The organism is Leifsonia sp. Soil_N53, assembly GCF_057655165.1.
Window position 1 is genome coordinate 1 of the sequence record NZ_JBDGMM010000059.1, and the last position, 15,846, is coordinate 15,846.

Annotated in this window: 17 protein-coding genes; 10 read left to right on the plus strand and 7 right to left on the minus strand. The window is 72.1% G+C overall.

Annotated elements, in window-relative coordinates; all coding sequences use genetic code 11:
- The 4 genes from AC3A3H_RS09340 to AC3A3H_RS09355 all read left to right on the plus strand — a co-directional run.
- A partial coding sequence (locus AC3A3H_RS09340; protein WP_487614287.1) for an NAD(P)/FAD-dependent oxidoreductase occupies positions 1–533 on the plus strand: 533 nt, incomplete at its 5' end.
- 166 nt (positions 534–699) lie between these two features.
- Positions 700–2,190 (plus strand): glycosyltransferase family 39 protein, encoded by a 1,491-nt coding sequence (locus AC3A3H_RS09345; RefSeq protein WP_487614288.1) that lies wholly within the window; start codon positions 700–702, stop codon positions 2,188–2,190.
- Positions 2,187–2,864 (plus strand): DedA family protein, encoded by a 678-nt coding sequence (locus tag AC3A3H_RS09350; protein ID WP_487614289.1) that lies wholly within the window; start codon positions 2,187–2,189, stop codon positions 2,862–2,864. The genes AC3A3H_RS09345 and AC3A3H_RS09350 overlap by 4 nt, the downstream gene beginning before the upstream one ends.
- 9 nt (positions 2,865–2,873) lie before the next feature.
- Positions 2,874–3,962 (plus strand): DNA glycosylase AlkZ-like family protein, encoded by a 1,089-nt coding sequence (locus tag AC3A3H_RS09355; RefSeq protein WP_487614290.1) that lies wholly within the window; start codon positions 2,874–2,876, stop codon positions 3,960–3,962.
- A gap of 19 nt (positions 3,963–3,981) precedes the next feature.
- Here AC3A3H_RS09355 and AC3A3H_RS09360 read toward each other — a convergent pair whose 3' ends face one another.
- The gene (locus AC3A3H_RS09360) at positions 3,982–4,758 is read right to left on the minus strand and encodes an SDR family oxidoreductase (protein ID WP_487614291.1); all 777 of its coding nucleotides are present in this window, start codon (positions 4,756–4,758) and stop codon (positions 3,982–3,984) included.
- Between the two features lie 102 nt (positions 4,759–4,860).
- Between AC3A3H_RS09360 and AC3A3H_RS09365 the strand changes: the two genes are divergently transcribed.
- The 6 genes from AC3A3H_RS09365 (at position 4,861) to AC3A3H_RS09390 (ending at position 10,776) form a co-directional block, all read left to right on the plus strand.
- Entirely contained in the window at positions 4,861–5,730 is an 870-nt protein-coding gene (locus AC3A3H_RS09365) for a helix-turn-helix transcriptional regulator (RefSeq protein ID WP_487614292.1), read from the plus strand.
- A 33-nt stretch (positions 5,731–5,763) separates the two neighbouring features.
- A complete protein-coding gene (locus tag AC3A3H_RS09370; protein ID WP_487614293.1) occupies positions 5,764–7,308 on the plus strand; it encodes a DUF6777 domain-containing protein in 1,545 nt (514 codons plus the stop codon).
- A 68-nt stretch (positions 7,309–7,376) separates the two neighbouring features.
- Positions 7,377–7,823: a hypothetical protein gene (locus AC3A3H_RS09375; protein ID WP_487614294.1), complete on the plus strand. Its 447-nt coding sequence runs from the start codon at positions 7,377–7,379 to the stop codon at positions 7,821–7,823.
- A gap of 58 nt (positions 7,824–7,881) precedes the next feature.
- The gene (locus tag AC3A3H_RS09380) at positions 7,882–8,799 is read left to right on the plus strand and encodes a hypothetical protein (RefSeq protein ID WP_487614466.1); all 918 of its coding nucleotides are present in this window, start codon (positions 7,882–7,884) and stop codon (positions 8,797–8,799) included.
- Between the two features lie 76 nt (positions 8,800–8,875).
- Entirely contained in the window at positions 8,876–9,340 is a 465-nt protein-coding gene (locus AC3A3H_RS09385; protein ID WP_487614295.1) for an SHOCT domain-containing protein, read from the plus strand.
- A gap of 161 nt (positions 9,341–9,501) precedes the next feature.
- Positions 9,502–10,776, plus strand: a complete 1,275-nt coding sequence (locus AC3A3H_RS09390; RefSeq protein ID WP_487614296.1) for an AI-2E family transporter — start codon at positions 9,502–9,504, stop codon at positions 10,774–10,776.
- 28 nt (positions 10,777–10,804) lie between these two features.
- Here AC3A3H_RS09390 and AC3A3H_RS09395 read toward each other — a convergent pair whose 3' ends face one another.
- The 6 genes from AC3A3H_RS09395 to AC3A3H_RS09420 are packed head-to-tail and all read right to left on the minus strand — an operon-like array spanning position 10,805 to position 15,846.
- Positions 10,805–11,068: a HigA family addiction module antitoxin gene (locus AC3A3H_RS09395; RefSeq protein WP_487614297.1), complete on the minus strand. Its 264-nt coding sequence runs from the start codon at positions 11,066–11,068 to the stop codon at positions 10,805–10,807.
- Positions 11,069–11,084: 16 nt separating this feature from the next.
- Complete coding sequence (locus AC3A3H_RS09400) at positions 11,085–11,363, minus strand: type II toxin-antitoxin system RelE/ParE family toxin (protein WP_487614298.1); 279 nt, start codon at positions 11,361–11,363, stop codon at positions 11,085–11,087.
- Between the two features lie 48 nt (positions 11,364–11,411).
- Positions 11,412–11,966: a hypothetical protein gene (locus AC3A3H_RS09405; RefSeq protein WP_487614299.1), complete on the minus strand. Its 555-nt coding sequence runs from the start codon at positions 11,964–11,966 to the stop codon at positions 11,412–11,414.
- Between the two features lie 49 nt (positions 11,967–12,015).
- The gene (locus tag AC3A3H_RS09410; RefSeq protein WP_487614300.1) at positions 12,016–12,888 is read right to left on the minus strand and encodes an MIP/aquaporin family protein; all 873 of its coding nucleotides are present in this window, start codon (positions 12,886–12,888) and stop codon (positions 12,016–12,018) included.
- Positions 12,889–12,901: 13 nt separating this feature from the next.
- Positions 12,902–14,002 (minus strand): ATP-binding protein, encoded by a 1,101-nt coding sequence (locus AC3A3H_RS09415; RefSeq protein ID WP_487614301.1) that lies wholly within the window; start codon positions 14,000–14,002, stop codon positions 12,902–12,904.
- The gene (locus AC3A3H_RS09420) at positions 13,999–15,846 is read right to left on the minus strand and encodes a glycoside hydrolase family 15 protein (protein ID WP_487614302.1); all 1,848 of its coding nucleotides are present in this window, start codon (positions 15,844–15,846) and stop codon (positions 13,999–14,001) included. Before AC3A3H_RS09420 ends, AC3A3H_RS09415 begins: the two co-directional genes overlap by 4 nt.

The following is a 15,846-nucleotide window of genomic DNA, read 5'->3' on the forward strand; positions in this document are numbered from 1 at the left end:
CGGCACTGGACGCCGACCGCGTGCTGACCGCCGGCGGCGAACCGCTGGCGGCGGACGCGATCGTCGTCGCGGCGGGCGCGTGGACCGACCGCGTCCTCCGGCCGCTGGGCGTCCGCGTGCGGGTCGAGCCGCAGCGCGGACAGCTCGTGCACCTGCGGGTCGATGCGGACACCCGAGCGTGGCCGTCGGTGCATCCCGTCGCGCCGCACTACCTGGTCCCGTTCGACGCCGGGCGGATCGTCGTCGGCGCCACCCGGGAGACCGGCTCCGGCTTCGACGCGCGCGAGACCGCGGCCGGCGTCCGGCAGGTGCTGGCGGACGCCCTCGCGGTGGCGCCGGGCCTGGCCGACGCGACTCTGGTCGAGACCAGGGTGGGGCTGCGCCCGCTCCCGGACGGCGACCTCCCGACGGCCGGCCCCGTCGAGGACCGGCCGGGGGTCTACGTCAACACCGGCTTCGGCGCCGGCGGCCTGACGATGGGCCCCCTGATCGGCGACCTGCTGGCCGAGCGCATCCTCGCTGAGATCAGCTGACCCGTGGATGTCACCGACTGTTGGACCGTCCGACTCTTGGACGTTTCTGGGGAGTGCTGGGATTGACTGACCGCAGACGCTGATTCGAGAGGACGGTGCCGACCTGTCCGTCACAACGCTGCGGCCGGCCCCGATCCGCAGGACCGCGCCCCTCGCCCGCCCGGCCGTGCTCGCCGCACTCGCCGGCGTGCTCGCGACCGTGCTGTCCGCAGCCGGCTCCTGGATCCCCTCGCTCTGGGGCGACGAGGCCACCAGCATCATGTCCGCGCAGCGTCCGCTGCCCACCCTGTTCCGGATGCTCGGCCAGCTGGACGCCGTGCACGGCACCTACTACCTCGGCCTGCACTTCTGGGGCGAGCTGGCCGGCTTCTCGCCGTTCGCGGTGCGGCTGCCCAGCGCGATCGCGGTCGGGCTGGCCGCCGCCGCCGTCGTCCTGCTCGCCGCACGCCTCCGCGATGTCCGCACGGCGGTCGTCGCCGGACTGATCTGCGCGCTCCTGCCCCGGGTCACCTACATGGGCGAGGAGGCGCGCTCGTTCGCCTTCTCGGCCGCGATCGTCGCCTGGCTGACCGTGCTGCTCATCGGCGCGCTCGGCCGCGACCGTCCGCGAGCACTGTGGTTCGTCGGCTACGGCCTGCTGCTCGCGGTCGGGACCTACGTGTTCCTCTACACGATCCTGTTCGTGATCGTGCACGGCGTGGTCGTCGCCGTGTCCCGCGCGCCGCGCCGGACCGTCGCCGGCTGGCTGATCACCGCGGGAGCCGCGCTGCTGGCCTCCGCTCCCCTGCTTGCGGTGGCGATCCGCCAGCACCACCAGATCGCCTACCTGGGCGCCGTGCAGCAGCTCGCCCCGCAGACGCTCTTCAGCGGCATCTGGTTCGGCGACGCCTGGCCGCTGGCTCTCGCGGCCTGGGCGCTCATGGCCGTCGCCGTGACCGTGGAGGCCCGGCAGCGCATCCTCGTCGCCCGGGTGGCGGGAGGCGGACTGTTCTTCCGGTCGGGCACGCGCCTGCCGTCGCTCGTGCCGCTCGCCCTGCTGTGGCTGCTGCTCCCGCCGGCGATGCTGATCGCCGTGCACGCGGTCGTCCCCGACTTCACCGCCCGGTACGTGTCGTTCTGCGCGCCCGCTGCCGCGCTGCTGATCGCGTGCGGGGTGGATGACATCCTCCGCCGGCGGCGCTGGGCGGGCGTCGCCGCCGGGCTGCTGGTCCTGGCGCTGTGCATCCCCTCCTACGCTGCGGAGCGCACGCCGTACGCGAAGAACCAGAGCGACTGGGCCGAGGTCTCGGCCGCGGTCGGAGCGCATGCGCAGCCGGGCGACGGGGTCGTGTTCGACGAGTCGACCAGGCCGTCCCGACGGCCGCGCCTCGCCGAGCACACCTATCCCGCGGGCTTCGCGCACACGACGGACGTCGCGCTCGACCTGCCGTTCGCGCAGGCGCCGTCCTGGCACGACACCATCTATTCGGTGAGTCAGGCGGGCGCTCTGGGCCGGTTCGACGGGCTACGCCGGGTCTGGCTCATCGAATACGCCGCCTCGCCCCGCACCGTCGACAGCTACGGCATCGCCGACCTCGCCGACCTCGGCTTCCATCCGACCACGACGCGGATCGCGACGCATCGCGCAGTGATCGCGCTGTACGAGAGGACCCCATGATCTCCCACCCCCTGGCGGCCGCCGGCGCCGTAGCCCATTCCGGCCTCCTCGACCCGCAGGCCCTCATCCAGGCCGCCGGCCCCTGGGCGCTGCTCGGCATCTGCGCGATCGTGTTCGCCGAGACAGGCCTCCTGCTCGGCTTCTTCCTGCCCGGCGACACCCTGCTGTTCTTCGCTGGCGTGCTCACGCTCACCGGGCAGATCCCGCAGCCGCTCTGGCTGGTCATCATCGCCGTCGCGGCCGCCGCGACCGCGGGCGGCGAGGTCGGCTACCTGATCGGCCGCACGAGCGGCCCCGCCGTGTTCGACCGGCGCGAGTCGGGAGTGTTCAGCCGGGCCAGCGTCGTGCGCACGCAGCAGTTCTTCGACAAGTACGGCAACGGCGCGGTCGTCGTTGCCCGCTTCGTCGCGGTCGTCCGCACGATCGCCCCGGTCGCCGCCGGTGTCGGCCGGATGCGGCACCGCGTCTTCAGCCTGTTCAACCTGATCGGCGCCGCCGTCTGGGCCGCCGCGGTCGTGCTGATCGGCTACGGGCTGGGCCACATCCCCGGCGTCGCGGACTTCGTTTCGAGGTATCTCGACCTGGTCCTGATCGCGATCGTCGTGCTCTCGGTCGGGCCGGTGCTGGTGCGGACGATCACGCTGCGCCTGCGGAAGTCGCGCGCCGATCGCTAGCGTAGGGGCATGGCCCTCACCCTGGACCGCGACGAAGCGCGCAGGATCGCCGTCCGCGCGCAGCGCCTCGACGCCGAGCGCCCCGCCGGGCTCATCCCGCTCGCCGAGAGCCTGACGTTCCTCCAGCTCGATCCCACGGCAGCGATCGCGCCGAGCGCCGACCTGATCGCCTACACCCGGCTCGGCGCGGCCTACCGGCCGCAGGACCTCGTCCAGGCGCTGGAGGCCGATCGGCTGCTCTACGAGGTGAAGGCGATGGACGACCCGGTCACCGCGCCGTTCGCGATGGTCCGGCCGGTCTCCGACCTCGGCCTCCAGCTCGACCGGATGTCGCGCTGGCCCGACGCCCGCTCCGGCGCGCAGGCCTGGCTGCAGGCCAACGACGCCTTCCGCCGGGACGTGCTCGCACTGCTCCGCGACAACGGGCCCACGCTGTCCAAGGACATCCCCGACACCGCCGCCGTGCCGTGGGAGTCCACCGGCTGGACGCACAATCAGAACGTCACCCGCCTGCTCGAGCTCCTGCAGGGCCGCGGGGAGGTCGCGGTCGCCGGCCGCATCGGGCGCCAGCGCACCTGGGATCTGGGAGAGCGGGTCTACCCGGCGGGCATCGAAATCGTGCCGGAGGCGGAGGCCGCCCTGCTGCGCGACGAGCGGCGGCTGCGCTCGCTCGGCATCGCCCGCCGCGCTCTGGTGGGCGAGGCGGGTGAGCCGGCGACCGTCGAGGGGAGCACGCTGGAGTGGCGGGTCGACCCGGCCGCCGTCGGCCTCCCGTTCTCGGGCCGCACGGCACTGCTGTCGCCGTTCGACCGGCTCGTGCACGACCGGGTCCGCACGCAGGAGGTGTTCGGATTCGAGTACCTGCTGGAGATGTACAAGCCCGCCGCGAAGCGCCGCTGGGGCTACTTCGCGCTGCCGATCCTGCACGGCGACCGGCTGATCGGCAAGCTCGACGCCACGGCCGACCGCAAGGCGGGCCTCCTCCGCGTGACGGCGATCCACGAGGACGAGCCGTTCGCGCCGGACGTGCGGGACGAGGTGCGCGCCGAGATCGGCGCGCTGGCGGCCTGGCTCGCCCTCGCCCCGGAGTACGCGTAGCGGGAGTACGCGTAGCGGGCTACGCCACCGACTCGCGGGCGTGGGGGTCGGAGTCGTTCAGCACCCGCACGACCGTGTCGTAGTCGCCACGGGCCTCGCCGTAGCGGAGGAACTTCACCCGCTCCACCTGGAGCTCGGTCGCCTCCGGCCGGGACTCGATCAGCTCCATGACCTCCGCCACGAACTCGTCCAGCGGCATCGCGAAGTCGCTCTCCTCCTGCCCCGGCATGAGCGCCGTGCGCACGGCCGGCGGCACGAGCTCCACGACCCCGACCGACGTGTCGGCGAGCTGGAGGCGGATGCTCTCGCTGAGCATGTGGATGGCCGCCTTGCTGGCGTTGTAGCTCGGCGTGACCTTCAGCGGTGTGAACGCCAGCCCGGAGGAGACCGTCACGATCGTCGCGTCCGGCCGGGTCTGCAGGTGCTCCACGAATGCCGCGATCAGGCGGATGGGGCCGAGCACGTTGGTGGTGACGATCGACTCCGCGGAGGCGAGGAACGTCTCGGGCCGATGCCAGTCCTCCGCCTGCATGATGCCGGCCATCGTGATCAGCACGTTCAGGTCGGGATGGGCCGCGAGCACGGTGGCCGCGGCCTTCCGGATGCTCTCGGCGTCGGCGGTGTCGACGCGCACGGTGTCGATCCCCGGATGCTCGGCGGCGATCCGCTCGAGCAGCTCGGTGCGGCGTCCGCCCACGACGACCGTGTTGCCGCGCTCGTGGAGGGCGACGGCGAGCGCGAGCCCGATGCCGCTGGTGGCGCCGGGGATGAAGACGGTGTTCCCTGTGATGTTCATGCCCTCCACTCTGCGGGCGTTCCCGCGCGGGCGGGAGCGGAGCGCTCATCGGGGGATCCGCGATCCCTGGTCCGGCGGCCGGCGACGTCGGATGATGGTGTGATGGACCGCATCGCCCTCGCCGACTTCCTCCGCCGCCGCCGCGAGGCGCTGCGCCCGGAGGACGTCGGCCTGCCGTCCGGCCCCCGCCGCCGCGCCCCCGGCCTCCGGCGCGAGGAGGTCGCCATGCTGGCCGCGATGTCCAACGACTACTACACCCGGCTGGAGCAGCGCCGCGGCCCGCAGCCCAGCGACCAGATGCTCGCCTCCCTCGCCCGGGCGCTCCGGCTGTCCGCCGACGAGCGGGACTACCTCTACCGCGTCGCCGGCCACAACACCCCCGACCGACTCGGCGGCGCGCACGTGCCTCCCGCGTTGCAGCGCGTGCTCGACCGGCTCGACGACACCCCGGCGCTCGTGCTCTCGAATCTGGGCGAGACCCTCGTGCAGAACCGGCTGGCCGTCGCGCTGCTGGGCGACCGCTCGCACTACACCGGCCTGGAGCGCAGCGAGTACTACCGCTGGTTCACCGACCCGGAGACGGCGCGGGCGATGTATCCGGAGGCCGACCGCGACCGGCAGAGCCGGGCCCAGGTCGCGTCGCTGCGTGACGCGTACGGCGCCATGGGTCCGCAGTCGCGTGCGGGCGAGCTCGTGCGGGCGCTGCTGGAGCGGAGTCCCGAGTTCGCCAGGCTCTGGGAGCGGCACGAGGTCGCCCGCCGGTTCGAGGACCACAAGACCCTCCTGCATCCGGAGCTCGGCGCGATCGAGCTGGACTGCCAGGCGCTGTTCACGGAGGACCTGTCGCAATGCCTGCTCGTGCTGACGGCGGCGCCGCGGACGGAGGCGGCGGAGAAGCTCGCGCTGCTGGGGGTCCTGGGCACGCAGTCGTTCGCGCGAACGGGCGCTGCCGGGCCCCAACCGGGCATTTGAACCTTCTCAGGTTAATGAGCTATTCTCAGTTTCATGTCCACGGGCTCCGACCCAGGGACGCAGCCCGCTGAGCCGGGCGGATCCCCGGGCCCGCACAACCGACGCCGCTGGTGGCTGGCCGGCGGGATCGTCGTCGCTGCGGCGGTGGTCGCCGCGGCCGTGCTGGGCGGCATCGCCATCGGGCGCTCGGCGGACTCCGGTCCCGTCCGGCTCGTCGCGTCCGGAGACCCGGGGCCGAACCCCTTCACCGAGAGCACGCAGCGGGACGCCGCCCCCGCCCCGAGCGACACCGTCGCGAAGAAGACCGCGCAGCTGCGGGCCACCCTCCCGAAGGCCGCGGGGACGGACACGCCGGTCGCCGGAGGGACGACCCCGGGGCTCTACGGCGGGAGCGGGGACGCGCAGGTCTGCGACCCGCAGCGCCTCGTGACGTTCCTCGCCGGCGCGCACGCGAAGGCGGCGGCGTGGGCGCGCGTGCTCGGCATCGCGCCGGCGAAGATCGCGGCCTACGTCTCCGGCCTGACGCCCGTGATCCTGGGCAGCGACACGCTCGTGCAGAACCACGGCTACCGCTCGGGAGCGGCGACGTCGTTCCCCGCGATCCTCCAGGCGGGCACCGCCGTTCTCGTCGACGCCACCGGCACGCCGCGGGTCAAGTGCAATTGCGGCAATCCGCTGACCGAGCCGCAGCCGCTCTCCGTAGTGTCGGCGGCCACGATCGGGACGGCGTGGCCGGGCTATGCCGGCGGCGCGGTCATCCTGATCCACTCGGGCCGGCCCGGCGGCTCGCTCCCGCTGGTCGATCTGGAGACCGGACGGGTCTACGACCAGCCCGTCGGGTCGGCCGGGGCCGTGTGGGCCGCGGTGACCTGGAGCTCGTCGGCCGGCATCGGCCTGGTCGACCAGTCCGTGGTGTGGACGAGTCGCGACGGCGCCTCGTGGGCCCGAGTCGCCACCGTCCCCCACGAGCTGATCGACGACCTGGCCTGGGGCGACGGCCGCTGGGTCGCCGTCGCGGTCTCCGACGATCAGGCGAGCGTGCACTCCGAGATCCTCACCTCGGCCGACCTTGCCTCCTGGTCGACCGCCGCGACCGTCGCCGAGCGGCTCCGCGGCGTCGGCTTCGGCGCCGGACGCTGGCTGGCGGTCGGCGACCCGGCCGACGGCTACAGCGACACCCTCGGCCTCTCGGCCCCCAGCGGCCGCGCGGTCGTCCACGCCAGCGACGACGGCGCGAGCTGGACGCCTGCGGCGACGGTGCAGACTCCCGGCGCCGACGGCTTCTGGTCGGTGGCGTACGGCGGAGGCCACTGGCTGGCGACCACCGCGGCCGTGTACGTGCAGGACTCGCCGGTGAGCGTGTTCCGGAGCGCGGACGGGAGCGCGTGGGCGGCGAGCGGAGCCCCGCTGTCCGGCCAGACGACCGGCTCGGTCGCGTACGGGGCGGGCGGCTGGCGGATCGCCGCGGCGACGACCTACCCCGCCGACCAGGCGACCGGGCTGCCCGCGACCGAGGACACCGTGATCGACGCGGGCACGACGCGCAGACCTGGGCGACCTCCACGCCGGCCGCGCTGAAGGGACGGCTCCCGCACGGCCTCGCGTTCGGCGGCGGCCGCTGGCTGCTCGGCAGCGAGGACTCCGGGATGCAGAACCAGGCGCACTCCCTCAACACGACGACGGTGTCCGCGAGCGCTGACGGGACGACCTGGACGACCGCCGGGCGCATCGACGGGCCGCTGGGTGCGCTGGCGTACGGGAGTGCGGTGGTGGGCTCCGCGACCCCGTCGCCCGCGCCGTCGACGCCGACGCCGACGGCGACCCCCGGTGGATCCGGCGGGTCGGCCGGCGCCGACTGCAGCGCCGCCGCCCTCCAGCGCGCCTTGGACGCCGCCGGGCTCACCGGCACCATCGGCACCGACCTCGCGTGCAGCGCGGGCTGGGCGACGGCTGGCGTGAACCACCCCGAGTCGCAGACGACGGCGGTGTTCCAGTGGGTGGACGGCGCCTGGCAGGTCCGCGACCGCACCGAGGTGTGCGCGCAGAACGTCCTCCCGCCGGCGGTCCAGCGGGCGGCGTGCAACAGCAACTGAGCGGCGCGGACGTGACCGGCGGGCGGCCGCGCGGAGTACCGTGTGCGCCGTGGATGTCATGGACTGGCTTCTGGACGGGGACCCCGCGATCCGCTGGCAGGTGCGCCGCGACCTGCTGCACGAGCCGGAGGACGCGGTCGCCGCTGAACGCGCGAAGGTCGAGACCGACGGCTGGGGCGCCCGCCTGCTCGAGCTCCAGCAGGAGGACGGGACCTGGGGCGAGGGGGTCTGGACGCAGCGCGACCGCCTCGGCGTCGACGACGCGATGCTGCTGCTGGCCCTGCTGGGCGCACCCGCGGACGGCGAGCGCACCCGCATCGCGGTGGACCGGGTTGTGCGGCAGGTCGACTGGGGCGAGGAGTGGTGGAACCATCCGTTCTTCGACGGCGAGGTGGAGCCGTGCATCAACGGCCGCGTCCTGGTCGCGGGAGCGCGGTTCGGGCATCCGAGCGAGCTGATCGTCGAGCGGCTGCTGAACGAGCAGCAGGACGGCGGCGGCTGGAATTGCTACGCGGAGACCCGCCAGGACCCCGGCTCGTTCCACAGCACGATCTGCGCGCTCGAGGGCCTGGTCGCCTACCGGGACGCCGGCGGCCCGACCGACGTCGCGCCGGCCGTCGCGCGCGGCCACGACTACCTGCTCTCGCGCGGCCTGATGCGCCGGCGGAGCGACGGCGCGATCATCCGGGAGAGCTGGCTGCGGTTCTCGTTCCCGTACTACTGGGCGTTCGACATACTGCGCGGGCTCGACCACCTGCGGGCGGCCGGCGTGCCGGCGGACGACCGGGTGGCGGAGGCGGTGTCCGTCGTGGAGTCGCGCCGCCAGCCGGACGGCCGCTGGCTGCTCGACCACGAGCACTCCGGCCGCGCCCTGCTCGACCTGGAGACGGTCGGCGAGCCGAGCCGGTGGAACACGCTGCGCGCGCTGCGGGTGCTGGACTGGTTTTCACCCTCAACCCACCCGATCGCCCTCTAGACGCCCAGGCCTCCGCGGCGTTACTCTCAGCCCACATCCAGGCTCGGACCCGGGCCAGGGGGAAGGGAAAAACGACATGGACTTCTGGAACAACTTCTGGAACATCATCTGGCTGTTCTTCTGGAGCTTCGCTTTCATCGCCTACCTGTTCGCGCTGTTCGCGATCATCAGCGATCTCTTCCGCGACCACAAGCTCAACGGCTGGTGGAAGGCGCTGTGGATCATCTTCCTGATCTTCGTGCCGTTCCTCACCGCGCTGGTCTACCTGATCGCCCGCGGTCCGGGGATGGCGGAACGCAGCCAGAAGGAGGCCCGCCAGGTGCAGCAGAGCACCGACGCCTACATCCGCCAGGTGGCGACCGCCAGCCCGGCCGACGAGATCGCCAAGGCGAAGGCGCTCCTCGACGCGGGAACCATCACCCCGGAGGAGTTCGCGCACCTCAAGAGCGTCGCGCTCGGCCACCAGGCCGGGGCCGGGGCCCACGCGGCGCCCGCCGCACCGTCCGCGCCGACCCCGCCTCCGGCTGCGCCGACGGCGTGATCGAACGGGATCGGTGACCGACGTGACCGACCCGACCGCTACGGCGCCGGAGTCCCGCAGGGCTCCGGCGCCGTCCCATGCCCGCACCAGCTCGGCCGGGCGGTTCAACATCGACAGGGAGGCCGTCATGGCGCTCCACACAGTGATCCGGGAAACCGATCATGGCCGCCGCTAGCGGCATCTGGCCGTTCCGCCGCCGTACCCGCCGTCCCGAAGCGCCTCCGCCCGAGGGCCCGGACCCCGACCAGGAGGCCGCCGCCGCGAACGGCCGCAGCGTCCGCATCCTCGTCGGCCTGGCCGGCGGGGTCGTCATCCTGATCGGGATGCACGCCATCGCCGGCATCCTCGCCCCGACTCTGCTCGCGCTGATCCTGGTCATCTGCGCCCAGCCGGTGCGGGTCTGGCTGGAGCGCCACGGCACCCCGAGCGGCGTCGCGACCGGCGCGGTCGCGCTGACGACCTTCGCGTTGCTGGCCGGGTTCGTCGCGCTCCTCATCATCGCGATGGCCCAGTTCGTCGGCATGCTGCCGCAGTACAAGGCGCAGTTCCAGCAGATCGGCCAGCAGTTCGCGAGTTGGCTGTCGAGCATCGGCATCAGCCCGCAGGACCTCCAGGCGGTGACGCAGGGCTTCGACCCGACCAAGCTGCTCAACTTCTTCAGCGGCCTGCTCGGCGGCGCGTTCGGCCTGATCACGTTCGGCGTGATCGTGTTGACGATGCTCATCCTCATGCCCGCCGACGCCGCCTACACTCCGACGCTGCTGCGCCAGCTGGAGCCGACCAAGCCGAACCTCGTCTACGCGATGTCCGGTTTCGCCCACAACGTCCGCCGCTACATGGTGGTGACCACCGTGCTCGGCATCGTGCAGGGCGTCATCAACGGCATCGCGCTGTGGATCCTCGGCGTGCCCGCGGCGCTGCTCTGGGCGATCCTGTCGTTCCTGTGCAGCTTCATCCCCAACGTCGGCTACTTCCTGGCCCTCGTGCCGCCGCTGGTGTTCGGCTACCTCATCGGCGGCTGGGGAACCGTCATCGCGATCATCATCATCTACGGAGTCGTGAACGCGGTCGTGCAGTCGGTCGTGCAGCCGAAGGTGGTCGGCAACGCCGTGGCGCTCAGCCAGACGCTCACCTTCTTCTCGGTGCTGCTCTGGGCGGTCGTGCTCGGCGCGATCGGCGCCATCCTGGCCATCCCGCTGACGCTGCTCGCCCGGGCGATCCTGGTCGACTCCGATCCGCGCGCCCGCATCTGGCGCGCCGCGATCGGCGACCTACGGGAGACCAAGGACATCATGAAGGTGGAGTCGGACGCGGCGAAGGCGCAGCGCCGCTCGGCCAAGGCCGCGCGTTCTGGAGGCGGGGGCGGCGGCGCGCCGCAGCCGCCGGCGGGGGCCGGCGGGCCGGGCGGGCAGGAGAGCACGGGCGGTCCAACGTAGGGGCGCGGCGCCGGCTCAGAGACGCCGGTCAGCCGGCAGCGGCAGCCCGCGCGTTCTCGAGGTCGTAGCGCATCTGCATCCTGAGCCAGAGCTCGGCCGTACCGATGCCGTTCGCCTCGAGCGCGAGCGCGAGCTTGGTGCTGACCGCGGCGTGCCCGTTGAGGACGCGCGAGAGCGCCGGCCGAGACATCCCCAGCTTCAGCGCGGCCCCGCCCACGGTCAGCCCGAGCCCTTCGACACCGAGCTGCTCCGCGATCACCTCGCCCGGGTGCGGCCTGTTGTGCATCGTCATCATCGCCTCCTTCGTCTCAGTGGTAGTCCAGATAGTCGACCAGGATCACGTCCTCCTCGTCGAAGGCGAAGATCACTCGCCAGTTTCCGCTCACCCGCAGGGAGAACATCCCGGCCAGCTCGCCTTTCAACGCGTGGAGGCCGAACGCGGGCAGATCGACATCCTCGGGTACTGCGGCGTCGTCGAGCGTCGCCAGGATCAGCCGCAGCCGTCGCCGGTGCTGCGGAACGATCCCCTTCGCCGAGCCTGTGTGGAAGAACGCTGACAGACCCTTGTGGGCGAAGCTCTTGATCACCTCCATCACTGTAGCGCGTAACGGCACACGTTACAACCGCTCGACCCCTCAATGCTGCAGCGTCGTCTTCAACAGGATCACGACCACCCCGAACAACCCCGTCACCACCGCCCCGGTCAGGCACACCAGCACCGACCTCCCGCGGATCAGGAACACCAGGTAGCCGAGCAGCCCCAGCAGCAGCACGGTCAGCCAGAGCGACAGCAGCACGCCGACCTCCGCTGGAAGGATGCCGAGCGCCGCCAGCAGGAGCGGGATGCTCGGTACGACCGCGGCCTCCAGCATGCCGCTCGACTCGAACAGGGCGTGGCGGAGCGAGTCCACGATCCGGGCGCGCACGCTCTCGTCGGCGGCGTGGAAGCCGAGGGCCGTCGAGTAGACGTGGGCCATCCAGAACACCACGATGCTCACCAGGCTGAAGACCAGGACGTGCAGGGCGTCCGCCTGGTCGGCGGCGCCGCCCGAGCTCGCGGCCACCACGCTCGCGTACACGATCGTGCCGTAGATGCCCGCCGGTGTCCCCCAGTGCCGCCACAGCGCGCGCTGCACGCGGATGCTGCCGTCGGCGTCCGCCGCGGACTGGTTGAGATCCATCGAGTCCATGAGGACATCATGGTCCGCGCTGCGGCGCGGCGTCAGTCCCGACGAGGGCTCACTCCTGCTCCGGGTAGCGCGGTTCCGTCATCAGGCCGCCCTGGGCCGCCCCCGAGCCGGCGACGCCGCCTCCGCGGCCGCGCAGCAGGAACGCGGCACCGACCGCGATCACCGCTCCGGCGAGCGGGCCCACGATGTACACCCAGTAGGCGTCCCAGTGGCCGCTCACCAGGTCCGGCCCGAAGGTGCGCGCCGGGTTCATCGAGGCTCCGGAGATCGGGCTGCCCCAGAGGCCCGCCAGGGCGATGTAGGCGCCGACGCCGAACGCGCCGATGATGCCGAGGTTCTGGGCTCCGGAGGCCGTGCCCAGGATGACGCTCACCAGGCCGAACGTCAGCACCGCCTCCATCAGCAGCGCATCCCACGAGCTGAAGCCCGACGCCGGGTAGTTCGACCCGTACCGGGACGACACATGCGTGACGCCCTCCAGGAACCACGCGGCGAGGGAGGCCCCGGCCAGCTGGACGAGGATGTAGCCGGGCACGCGCACCCACGGGAAGTCCCCGCGCAGCGCGAAGGCCACGCTCACCGCCGGGTTCAGGTGGGCGCCGGAGACCTTGCCCATGAACAGGATGATCGCGAACACCATCAGCGCCGGCGCGGTCACCGCAGCGGTGCGGGAGATCGTGTTCGGGAACGCCTGCCCCATCATCCCGCCGCCCGCCGCCACCAGCACCAGGAAGAAGGTGCCGAGCAGCTCAGAGAACAGCCGCCGCCACTCCTGCGACGTGTCGTGGAAGTCCTCGATGGACTGCGCGATCGTCGCCGGCACGTGCATGAGCCTGCCGTGGACGACGTCGTTCATGATGCCGCGCGCCTCCGCGGCGTCGGCCCGGGTGCGCGACTCGGGCGATTCCGGTGTGCCGCTCATGGTTCCTCCTCGATCATCCGACACCTACAGCGCTCGGCTCCACCGACAGGTCGCCGCCGCCTTCGACGGTGATGCGCCGGCCGATCCGGACGAGCTGCGGCTCCTCCGAGAACGCCCCCGCGAACAGCGCCTCGCCCTTGCGGAAGGTGGGCGACTGCTCCAGCAGGTGCTGCGGAACGAACCCGAACACGTGACCGATCTCGTCCAGGTCGCGCGGCGAGTTCATCCGCATCAGGCCGAGGTTGTCGCACTGCGACAGGACGTTCGGGTGGATCTTGGTGGGCCGTTGCGTGGACAGGAACAGCCACAGCCCGAACTTGCGGCCCTCGGCGGCGATCTGGATGAGCTGCTCGGTGAGCTGCGCCTCGACACTGTTCCGCGGCACGGGCGGGCAGAAGTTGTGCGCCTCGTCCAGGACGATGAGCAGCGGGTCGCGCTCCATCCGCTTCTCCCACAGGTGCTCCAGCACGCAGAGCGCCGCCGCCTGCGGCTCGGCCTGGTGTGCGAACCCGCCCACGTCGAGCACGGTGACGCGGGGCCGCTCGTCGATCGTGTCGACGGCGGAGGAGCCGCCGAACGACCACAGCGGCCAGTCCAGGATCTCCAGGTTGTCGATCCGCATCCCGAGCCGCCGCCGGGCCGGGTCGTCCGAGGAGGCGAGCGACTCCAGGAAGACCTGCTTGTCGAAGTGCCGCCCCGGCGACTTGTCGAGGTGCAGGAGCGCGTTGTACTCCTCCTCGTCGGCGATCGGGTCCAGCCGCCCGACCGCGGCCTGCGAGCGGACGCTGAGGTCGACGTAGCGGGCGTGGAACTGCGGCTCGCCCCGGGTGCTGGAGTGGAAGACGCGGATGTCGAAGCCGGCGAACCGGTCGCGCTCCTCGGGCGAGGCGTCCTCCCGCGTGCGCGACATCCGGACGAAGTCGGCGTTCGGGTCGAGCACGGCGATCGGCAGCTCGGTCTGCAGCAGCAGCTGCTCCAGCACCACCCCGAGCGCGTAGGTCTTGCCCGACCCGCTCTGACCGCACCAGAAGGTGTGCCGGTTGAAGCGGGCGCCGTCGATGACGGCGGGACGCTCCGGGGCGTCGACGGTGGTGCCGATGGTGAGCGGGATCATCGTGCGGCCTTCCGGTTGGTGGAGCCCCGGTCGTACGGGCTCCGGGCGGTCAGAGCGGCATCCAGCGCGATCGCCGCTCGGATGAGCGCGAGATGGGTGAACGCCTGCGGGAAGTTGCCGAGCTGGAGGCCGGCCGGGTCGATCTCCTCGGCGAACAGGCCGACGTGGTTGCCGTAGGTGAGCATCTTCTCGAACGCGTACTGCGCCTCGTCCAGCCGGCCGGCGTCAGTCAAGGCGCACACGTAGAAGAAGGAGCAGAGCGAGAAGGTACCCTCTTCGCCCGGGAGGCCGTCCGGCGACGCGGACGGGTTGTACCGGTAGACCAGGCTGTCGGTGACCAGCTCCTCCCCGATCGCGTCGAGCGTGGACAGCCACATCGGGTCGTGCGGCGAGATCATCCCCACCAACGGCATCAGCAGCGTGATCGCGTCCACCACGTCGGTGCCGGGATGCTGTGTGAACGCCTTCCGCTCCGGGTTCCAGCACTTGGTGAAGACCTGCTCGTAGATCGCGTCCCTGGTCGCGATCCAGCGCTCCAGCGGCGCGGGCCTGCTGCGCTCGCGGGCGATGGTGATGGCGCGGTCGAAGGCGACCCAGCACATGATCCGGCCGTAGGTGAAGTCCTTGCGGCCTCCCCTGGTCTCCCAGACGCCCTCGTCGGGCTGGTCCCAGTTGTCGGCGAGCCAGTCCAGGATGCCGACGAGCTTCATCCAGCCGGGGTGGCCGATCGGGTGGTGGTCCTCCGCGATCGACAGCGCGTCGATCGCCTCGCCGTAGATGTCGAGCTGGAGTTGGTCGGCGGCGCCGTTGCCGATGTGCACCGGCGTGGAGCCCGCGTAGCCCTCGAAGTGGTCGAGCGTGAGCTCCTCGAGGTCGGAGGAGCCGTCGATCCGGTACATGATCTTGAGCGGTCCGGAGCCCTCGCCCACCTGCTCGGACACCCGGTCGGCGGTCCAGAGCGCGAAGGCGGTGGCCTCCTCCTCGTAGCCGAGGGCGAGCAGCGAGTAGACCGAGAAGGAGGCGTCCCGGATCCAGGTGTAGCGGTAGTCCCAGTTGCGCACGCCGCCGAGCTGCTCGGGCAGGGCGGCGGTCGGCGCGGCGACGAGGGCCCCGCTCGGCGCGTACTGCAGCAGCTTCAGCACCATCGCCGAGCGCTCGACGTCCTCCCGCCAGCGGCCCGAATACGTGCTGCGGTCGATCCACTCCCGCCAGAACGCGACCGTCTCGCGGAACAGCCGGTTGCCGCGGACCCGGCCGATGTCGCGCGGCGCGCCACGCGGCTCGGTCTCGAACGCGAAGATCCGGAGGTCGCCCGCGGCGAGCGAGAACTGCAGGTCGGCGTCGCCGTCCACCAGCGCCTCGGGCGGCACGCCGTGCAGTGCGGCGGTGGTCTGGCCGTCTTCGAACAGCACGCCGTTCTCGGAGGCCGTCGCCGTGTGCGGCCTCCTGCCGTAGTCGAACCGGGGGCGGCACTCCAGCCGGAAATTCAGCTCCCCGCGTACCACCCGCACCGCCCGGACGATCACGCGCCGGGCGGTGGCGATGCGCGGCTCGTCGGCGACCGGCATGAAGTCGATGACCTCCCCGACGCCGGCGGACGACATGAACCGGGTGATCAGCACCGCCGTCTGCGGGAAGTACATCTGCCGGATCCGCACGTCGTCGGCGAGCGCGCGGATGCGGAAGTAGCCGCCGTTCTCCCGGTCGAGCAGCGCAGCGAACAGCGTCGGGGAGTCGAACCGCGGCGCGCAGAACCAGTCGATCGACCCGCTGGTCGAGACCAGGGCGACGGTCTGGAGGTCGCCGATCAGTCCGTGGTCGGCGATGTCCGGGAACGCCTCCAT

What these genes read in the sequence shown, in the direction of transcription:
- AC3A3H_RS09350 (WP_487614289.1), top strand. Translation starts at nt 2,187, where the DNA reads ATGATCTCCCACCCCCTGGCGGCCGCCGGCGCCGTAGCCCATTCCGGC.
- AC3A3H_RS09355 (WP_487614290.1), top strand. Translation starts at nt 2,874, where the DNA reads ATGGCCCTCACCCTGGACCGCGACGAAGCGCGCAGGATCGCCGTCCGC.
- AC3A3H_RS09360 (WP_487614291.1), bottom strand. Translation starts at nt 4,758, where the DNA reads ATGAACATCACAGGGAACACCGTCTTCATCCCCGGCGCCACCAGCGGC.
- AC3A3H_RS09365 (WP_487614292.1), top strand. Translation starts at nt 4,861, where the DNA reads ATGGACCGCATCGCCCTCGCCGACTTCCTCCGCCGCCGCCGCGAGGCG.
- AC3A3H_RS09370 (WP_487614293.1), top strand. Translation starts at nt 5,764, where the DNA reads ATGTCCACGGGCTCCGACCCAGGGACGCAGCCCGCTGAGCCGGGCGGA.
- AC3A3H_RS09375 (WP_487614294.1), top strand. Translation starts at nt 7,377, where the DNA reads ATGCAGAACCAGGCGCACTCCCTCAACACGACGACGGTGTCCGCGAGC.
- AC3A3H_RS09380 (WP_487614466.1), top strand. Translation starts at nt 7,882, where the DNA reads ATGGACTGGCTTCTGGACGGGGACCCCGCGATCCGCTGGCAGGTGCGC.
- AC3A3H_RS09385 (WP_487614295.1), top strand. Translation starts at nt 8,876, where the DNA reads ATGGACTTCTGGAACAACTTCTGGAACATCATCTGGCTGTTCTTCTGG.
- AC3A3H_RS09390 (WP_487614296.1), top strand. Translation starts at nt 9,502, where the DNA reads ATGGCCGCCGCTAGCGGCATCTGGCCGTTCCGCCGCCGTACCCGCCGT.
- AC3A3H_RS09395 (WP_487614297.1), bottom strand. Translation starts at nt 11,068, where the DNA reads ATGACGATGCACAACAGGCCGCACCCGGGCGAGGTGATCGCGGAGCAG.
- AC3A3H_RS09405 (WP_487614299.1), bottom strand. Translation starts at nt 11,966, where the DNA reads ATGGACTCGATGGATCTCAACCAGTCCGCGGCGGACGCCGACGGCAGC.
- AC3A3H_RS09410 (WP_487614300.1), bottom strand. Translation starts at nt 12,888, where the DNA reads ATGAGCGGCACACCGGAATCGCCCGAGTCGCGCACCCGGGCCGACGCC.
- AC3A3H_RS09415 (WP_487614301.1), bottom strand. Translation starts at nt 14,002, where the DNA reads ATGATCCCGCTCACCATCGGCACCACCGTCGACGCCCCGGAGCGTCCC.
- AC3A3H_RS09420 (WP_487614302.1), bottom strand. Translation starts at nt 15,846, where the DNA reads ATGGAGGCGTTCCCGGACATCGCCGACCACGGACTGATCGGCGACCTC.